Source organism: Myxococcus xanthus (assembly GCF_013116825.1).
GTDB lineage: Bacteria > Myxococcota > Myxococcia > Myxococcales > Myxococcaceae > Myxococcus > Myxococcus xanthus_B.
On the sequence record NZ_JABFNS010000234.1, the window covers coordinates 1 to 6643 of the forward strand.

The following is a 6643-nucleotide window of genomic DNA, read 5'->3' on the forward strand; positions in this document are numbered from 1 at the left end:
GGCTGGCACCGTCTTAAGAAATTGACTGCGGTTTCCGCAATCTAGCTTCTTCTTGGGCTTGCTATTTGGTTTTCAAAGAGCGAGTCGCTTGTTTCGCTAGCGACTTTCTGCTACCGTTTTCTTCGTTGCTGCCTCGCCGTTTTTTCTGCCCGGCGGGGTGTCAGCTTCTATTTCAGTTCGGCGTCTTCTGTCAAGCTGCTGTTTCGCCGTCCTGCTGGCTTCCGGAGTCTTCAGCGCCGCCCAGTGGCTTCCGCTGCTTTCCTCCAGAGGGGCGCGGCTTCTACCGCTTTGCCGCCCTCCCTGTCAACCGCTGCTTCGTTGACTTCCTCGACTCGTCCGCCCTTTCTTCCGGGCTTCTTCGTCGGGGCGCGGCTTCTACCACCACCGCGTCTCCTGTCAACTCGCTGCGTTGACCGCCGTATTCCTCATTGTCGTACTGACTCGCTCGAAGTGCCTTCCGCGCCAGTGCGCGGGCTTCTTTGCGAGGGGCGCGGCTTGTACCACCACCGCGTTTTCTGTCAACCAGCTGCGTTGATCACCATGTTCCGTGTTCTGGCGGACGAAGGACGTTTGCTGCGACACGACGCGTGGACCAGGCGCCCGCTCCGCACCTGTAGTGCAAGTTGGTGTGGACGCGGCGGCGAAGGGGCCCGCGCGGTGCCAAGGCACCTTCTGGTGCGCACCGTCGCAGCCCTCCTGGCGGATGGCCACCTGCGCCGACCGCGCGCGGGACGGTCGCGGTAGAACGGGCCCCTCCTGCTCCCCCGCGCAGCCCCAGGTGCGGCCCTACCGCTCTGGGCGCCTGGCTCGGGTTCAAACGTGGAGCCGCTCGTTGGGCCACGGAGCTGAATGCGAGCAGGGGGCTTCACCGCACGACGAGCCCGTTCATTCGCTTCCAGTTCATCCGAACGCGCGGTGGAGTAGTCCCCATCAAGTCCGACACCACCCATGCGGTGAAACAGCGAGAGCCTCCCCAGCACGGGCGCCAGGAAGCGCTTTCCCACGCCCCTTGGCCGGGTCATCAGCACGTTGTACCTGCCTGCCACCTACTTCGCGGTGGACAGGTCCAGCACCTGCGGCTTCATCAGTCCCCGGGCGGGGGTGTAGCCGATGTCCTCCATCAAAGCCCGATGGCGCAGCTTCGCGTGCAGGAGGCGCGCACTCAGCTTCTTGTTCTCCCGGCACATCCACTCCGCGTCCACCAGGAGGCCTTACCCTGTCAGTGGCGCTCAGCGTCGTGTCGGCCCGCCTATCCAGCCAGCGGCGCAGGCCGTGGCCATGCCGTGCAGCTTCATCGCGTTGAGATTCCCCAGCATCTGGGCCACGAGCATTCGGCCTTCTCCGTCAGTCAGGCGCTGCACGCCCAGCGACGAGCGATAGCGCTGCTGCGGGTGGGGCCGCTTCGTCATGAGTTCGTCCACCAGCTTCGCGTACAAGGGGTCTGCGCCTGCGGCCCAGCGGCTGAGGCGCGAGGGCGTCCACTCGGTGTAATGCCCATGGGAGGCGGGCATGTGCTCGGGTCAGGTGGTGAAGCGCCCCCATCTGCGCGCTGCGCACATGGATGGCCACGCGGAGGCCCACGAGGAAGACTTCGACGTCGCCCTCCGAGTCACGAACCTCCACCGGATTGCCCACCAACGAGAACGGCACGCTGTACCAGTGGCCCCTCAACTCCACGTGGTCATCGATATCCACCCGCGTCTTCGTCCAGCAGGCCAGTTGATAGGGGCACACGGGTAGCGGCTTGAGCGTCGCGCGCTGGCTCGCCGTGCGTCCAAGACACTCCGTCCCAGTAATGGAGCGCATCCACCAGTGGACTCTGGCCCAGGGACCGCTCCTGGTGTGCCTTGCGCAAAACCCTCGACTACAGGTGGCCCGCAGTAGCCTGGGCTACGCCAGTCGCAAGGAAGCAAAGGACGGCGGCTCAGCTGGCGCAGTTGCGCGACATCGCCCAGGCACGCCCTCGACATGCGCCTCAGAGGCACATCGCCAGGAAGCCTGCCAGAGAAACGAAAAAGGCCCCCGAGTCTTTCGACTCGGAGGCCTGATTCGGAGTGCCCAGGGCGGGATTCGAACCCGCACACCTTTCGGCGCCACCCCCTCAAGATGGTGTGTCTACCAGTTCCACCACCTGGGCGTTTGCTGCGGCGTCCATCTACCGGAGCTTTCTGATTCACGCAACGACAATCTCAACCGCTGCGTGAATCAGATTCTTCCTACTACGAACCACGTACCGCGAACGACTACTGCGCCGGAGCCGGCTCCTGCGTCGCGGGAGCGGACTCACCCGTCGCCGGGTTGCCACCACCCTCGGCGGGCGGAGTCGACTGCTCGCCGCGCGGCTGCTCCATGCTGCCCGGCGCCGCGTCACCCGAGGTCGCCGGGGCCGACTGCGCCGGAGGCGAAGCAACCGAGCCACCCGCCGCCACCGAGGAGCGCAGCCCCACGAAGGACAGGCCGAGCGAGCTGAAGAAGAAGAGCGCGGCGAAGACGCCGGTCAGCTTGCTGAGGAACGTCACCGCACCCCGGCCGCCGAAGGCGCTCGTGGCGGCACCACCGCCCAGCGCGGAGCCCATACCGGCGTCCTTACCCGGCTGGAGCAGAATGACGAAGATCATGAACACGCACACCAGGACGTGCACGATCGTGACGAAGGTCAGCATGTGGACTCTTTCAGACGTTCCGTGAAAAGGAGGCGCACCCTACACCAAAGTGGTGAACGGGTGACAACATCTTCCGCCCGCCCCCAGGATCAACTCTAAGTGGCCGCCTTGACGATGGCCGCGAAGTCGCCCGCCTTCAGGCTCGCGCCCCCGACAAGCGCCCCGTCAACGTCCGGCTGGCCCAGCAATTCCGCGGCGTTGTCCGGCTTCACGCTGCCGCCGTACTGGATGCGCACCCGCCCGGCCGTCTCCCCGTCATACAGGCGCTCGACCAGGCCCCGGATCGCCGCGTGGACCTCCTGCGCCTGCGCCGCCGTGGCGTTGCGCCCCGTCCCAATGGCCCACACCGGCTCGTAGGCCAGCACGAAGCCCGCCACGTCCTTGGCCTCGAAGCCCTCCAGCGCCCCGCGCACCTGACGCTCCACCACCGCCAGCGTCTGGTTCGCCTCGCGCTCAGCCAGCGTCTCGCCCACGCAGATGATGGGCGTCATCCCCGCCGCGCGGACCGCCTTCGCCCGCTTGTTCACCTGCTCGTCCGTGTCCCCGAAGAGCTGCCGGCGCTCGGAGTGCCCCACGATGACGTAGGCGCATCCCAGCTCGGCCAACATCGGCGCGGAAATCTCACCCGTGAAGGCGCCCGAGGACTCCCAGTGACAGTTCTGCGCCGCCAGCGCCAGCGGCGCGCCTTCCAGCGCGACATGCAGCGGCTGCAGCGCCACGAACGGCGGCGCCACCACCACCTCCACGGTGTCCCCCAGGGAAGCCACCTGCCCTCGCAGGTCGCGCACCAGGGCCAGCGCCTCCGGTACCGACTTGTTCATCTTCCAGTTGCCAGCAACGATCTTCCGACGACGCGCGGTGGCCATGGTGTCCCCCAGGGGTGTGGTGTGTCGGACGCGGAGCCTACCGCGTCTCCAGCGCCTTGATGCCCGGCAAGTCGCGTCCTTCCAGGAATTCCAAGGACGCACCTCCACCAGTGGACACATGGCTCATCTTGTCCGCGAAGCCCATCTGCTCCACGGCCGCCGCGCTGTCCCCGCCGCCGATGACGGTGGTGGCCTGCGTGTTGATGGCCATGGCCGCGGCGACGGAGCGGGTGCCCTCGGCGAACTTGGGGACCTCGAACAGGCCCATGGGCCCGTTCCACACCACCGTCCTCGCATCACGGATGTGCTGCGCGAAGATGGCGCGCGTCTTGGGACCGATGTCCAGGCCCATCATGTCCGGCGGAATCGCGTTGTCCGGCGTCTCCGTGGCGGGGCTGTTCTCCGTGGGCTCGGTGCCCACGATGTGGTCCACCGGCAGGACCAGCTGCGTCTTGAACCGGTGCGCCGCCTCCAGCAGGCGCGTGGCCAGCGACAGCTTGTCACCCTCGACGCGGGACTTGCCCACCTCGACGCCCTGCGCCTTCAGGAAGGTGTACGCCATGGCGCCACCGATGAGCAGCGCGTCCACCTTGGGCAGCAGGCTCTCGATGACCTTGATTTTATCGCTCACCTTCGAGCCACCCAGGATGGCCACGAAGGGCTTGTCCGGGTTCTTGAGCACCTTGCCCAGGTACTCGATTTCCTTCCGCATCAGGAAGCCGGCCGCCTTCTCCTTCACGAAGGGCACCATGCCCGCGGTGGACGCGTGGGCGCGGTGGGCGGTGCCGAAGGCGTCGTTGACATAGACGTCCGCCAGCGCCGCCAGCTCGCGGGCGAACGTCTCGTCGTTGGCCTCCTCTTCCTTGTGGAAGCGGAGGTTCTCCAGGACGACCACCTGGCCGTCCTTGAGCTCCTTCACCTGCTTCTTCACGCCGTCACCGACGCAGTCGTCGGTGAGGATGACTTCGTGCTTGCCGCCGAGCAGCTCGGCGAGCCGCACGGCGACAGGCTCCAGCGACAGCTTCGGATCCGGGCCCTTGGGGCGGCCGAGGTGGGAGGCCAGGATGACCTTCCCGCCCATCTCGAGCGCGCGCCGGATGGTGGGCATCGCCTCGCGGATGCGGGTGTCGTCGGTCACGCGCCGTCCTTCCATCGGGACGTTGAAGTCCACGCGGATGAAGACGCGCTTCCCGGTCAGCTGCAGATCATCGATGTAACGGATCATCTCGGTCCTTCCCTCTCGGTGCCCTGAACGCCCTTGGGACTAGACGCCCTTGGAGACGAGGAACTTCGCCGTGTCCACCATGCGGTTGGAGAAGCCCCACTCGTTGTCGTACCAGGCCATGACCTTGAGCAGGTTGTCACCCATCACGAAGCAGTTGGTGGAGTCGAAGATGGCCGAGTGCGGGTTGCCGTTGTAGTCCACCGACACCGTCAGCGCGTCGCTGAACTCCAGCACGCCCTTGAGCGGGCCTTCGGCGGCCTTGCGGAAGGCCTCGATGACGGCCTCGGCGGTGACCTTCTTCTCGGTGTTCACCGTCAGGTCCACCAGGGACACGTTCGGGGTCGGAACGCGGACGGCCAGGCCGTGCATCTTGCCCTTGAGCTGCGGAATCACCTCACCAATGGCCTTCGCGGCGCCGGTGCTGGTGGGAATCATGGAGAGCGCGGCGGCGCGGGCGCGGCGCATGTCCTCGTGGGTGAGGTCCAGGATGCGCTGGTCGTTGGTGTAGCTGTGGACCGTGGTCATCAGGCCCTTCTCGATGCCGAAGTTGTCCACCAGCACCTTGGCGATGGGCGCCAGGCAGTTGGTGGTGCACGAGGCGTTCGAGATGACGTGGTGCTTGGCCGGGTCGTAGTCGTTGTGGTTGATGCCGTAAGCGATGGTGATGTCCGGGCCCTTGGCCGGGGCGGAGATGATGACCTTCTTCGCGCCCGCCTTCAGGTGCTTCTCCGCCGCGTCGCGCGCGGTGAAGCGGCCGGTGCACTCCAGCACCACGTCCACGTTCAGGCTCTTCCAGGGCAGCAGCGTCGGGTCCTTCTCCGCGGTGACGGTGATCTCCTTGCCGTCCACCACGATGCCCTTCTCCGTCGCCTTCACCTCACCCGGCCAGGTGCGGTGCACGGAGTCGTACTTGAACAGGTGCGCCAGCGCCGCGGGCTTGTCGAGGTCGTTGATGGCGACAATCTCGAGGTCTTCCTTGCGGCTGAGCACCGCGCGGAGGATGCAGCGACCGATGCGGCCAAAACCATTGATGGCAATCCGGGTAGCCATGTTCGTCGTCTCCTTGAGCAGTGGGTGCCAGGCACCCACGGGTCGTCACGTCAAAATCGAGGGCGGCCGACCGTAGGCATCGCGACCGGCCGAGTCAACGCCCGGCGACATCCCCGCGACGACGCGCACGCTGAAGCTGAACAATCACCCCGAGCAACAGCCAGACGGCGGTGCCCGTTCCCCCACCCGCCCCGCAGCCACAGCCGGAATCTCCCAGCGGATAGAACTGCGGCAGCACCCCCACCACATGGGGCTCCGGCTCGGGTTCCGGCTCGGGCTCCGGTGGAGGGTGCGGGTCCACGCCTCGCGCCGCCACACAGGCGGGGAGCAGGCTCGCGGCGCCGGACTCCTCCGCCGGCGGCGGAGGCAACTCCGTGAGCAGGCCCGCCTGCACCAGGAACGAGGACATGAGCCCGGCGCGCTGCACCGGACTGACGATGCCCTCGAAAGGCACGCCCAGCAGCAGCACCCGCCCGTTGGGCGCCGACATCACGCCCGCCGCCAGGTCCGTTCCCAGATAGCGAAGCACGGACGTGCCACCCGACGCGGGCGTCAGCACGTCCGTCACGCCCACCCCGTAGCCGCCCCGTGTGCCGTCATCCAGCGCCACCCCGGTGAGCTGGGCCAGCCAGTCGCCCGGCATGCCCTCCACGGTGAATGGGGGCGTTCCGCTGCCCGGCGCCGCGCGAAGAATGTCCGCCAGGAAGGCCTGGTCCTCCGCCGAGCCCACGGCCAGCGCCGACGTCACGTGGCTGCCCGACAGGAGGAGGTGCCCCCCCTGCATCACGAACCCGCGCAGGGCGTCCTGCTCCTCACGGGTAGGACGGACCCCTCCCGCC

Annotated in this window: 7 protein-coding genes, 1 tRNA gene and 1 pseudogene; all 9 read right to left on the reverse strand. The window is 67.1% G+C overall.

Features of this window, described 5'->3' with window-relative positions; translation table 11 throughout:
* Positions 1 to 1046: 1046 nt before the first annotated feature.
* Positions 1047 to 1202 carry a hypothetical protein gene (locus HNV26_RS36380; protein ID WP_171440199.1) on the reverse strand — a complete coding sequence of 52 codons (156 nt, stop codon included), beginning with the start codon at positions 1200 to 1202 and terminating at the stop codon, positions 1047 to 1049.
* A 27-nt stretch (positions 1203 to 1229) separates the two neighbouring features.
* Positions 1230 to 1511 carry a hypothetical protein gene (locus HNV26_RS36385; RefSeq protein ID WP_171453005.1) on the reverse strand — a complete coding sequence of 94 codons (282 nt, stop codon included), beginning with the start codon at positions 1509 to 1511 and terminating at the stop codon, positions 1230 to 1232.
* A 91-nt stretch (positions 1512 to 1602) separates the two neighbouring features.
* A pseudogene (locus HNV26_RS39520) lies at positions 1603 to 1806 on the reverse strand (Mu transposase domain-containing protein); the annotation flags it as partial.
* Positions 1807 to 2055: 249 nt separating this feature from the next.
* Positions 2056 to 2137: transfer RNA gene (locus tag HNV26_RS36390), tRNA-Leu, on the reverse strand.
* Positions 2138 to 2243: 106 nt separating this feature from the next.
* The gene (secG, locus tag HNV26_RS36395) at positions 2244 to 2663 is read right to left on the reverse strand and encodes a preprotein translocase subunit SecG (RefSeq protein WP_090488808.1); all 420 of its coding nucleotides are present in this window, start codon (positions 2661 to 2663) and stop codon (positions 2244 to 2246) included.
* A gap of 95 nt (positions 2664 to 2758) precedes the next feature.
* Positions 2759 to 3529, reverse strand: coding sequence for a triose-phosphate isomerase (gene tpiA, locus HNV26_RS36400; protein ID WP_140862107.1), 771 nt, complete (start codon positions 3527 to 3529; stop codon positions 2759 to 2761).
* A 37-nt stretch (positions 3530 to 3566) separates the two neighbouring features.
* The gene (locus HNV26_RS36405) at positions 3567 to 4754 is read right to left on the reverse strand and encodes a phosphoglycerate kinase (RefSeq protein WP_171440197.1); all 1188 of its coding nucleotides are present in this window, start codon (positions 4752 to 4754) and stop codon (positions 3567 to 3569) included.
* Positions 4755 to 4793: 39 nt separating this feature from the next.
* Positions 4794 to 5804 (reverse strand): type I glyceraldehyde-3-phosphate dehydrogenase, encoded by a 1011-nt coding sequence (gene gap, locus HNV26_RS36410; RefSeq protein ID WP_171440196.1) that lies wholly within the window; start codon positions 5802 to 5804, stop codon positions 4794 to 4796.
* Between the two features lie 94 nt (positions 5805 to 5898).
* Positions 5899 to 6643: MYXO-CTERM sorting domain-containing protein (locus HNV26_RS36415; RefSeq protein WP_253817378.1), on the reverse strand; the 745-nt coding region annotated here is incomplete at its 5' end.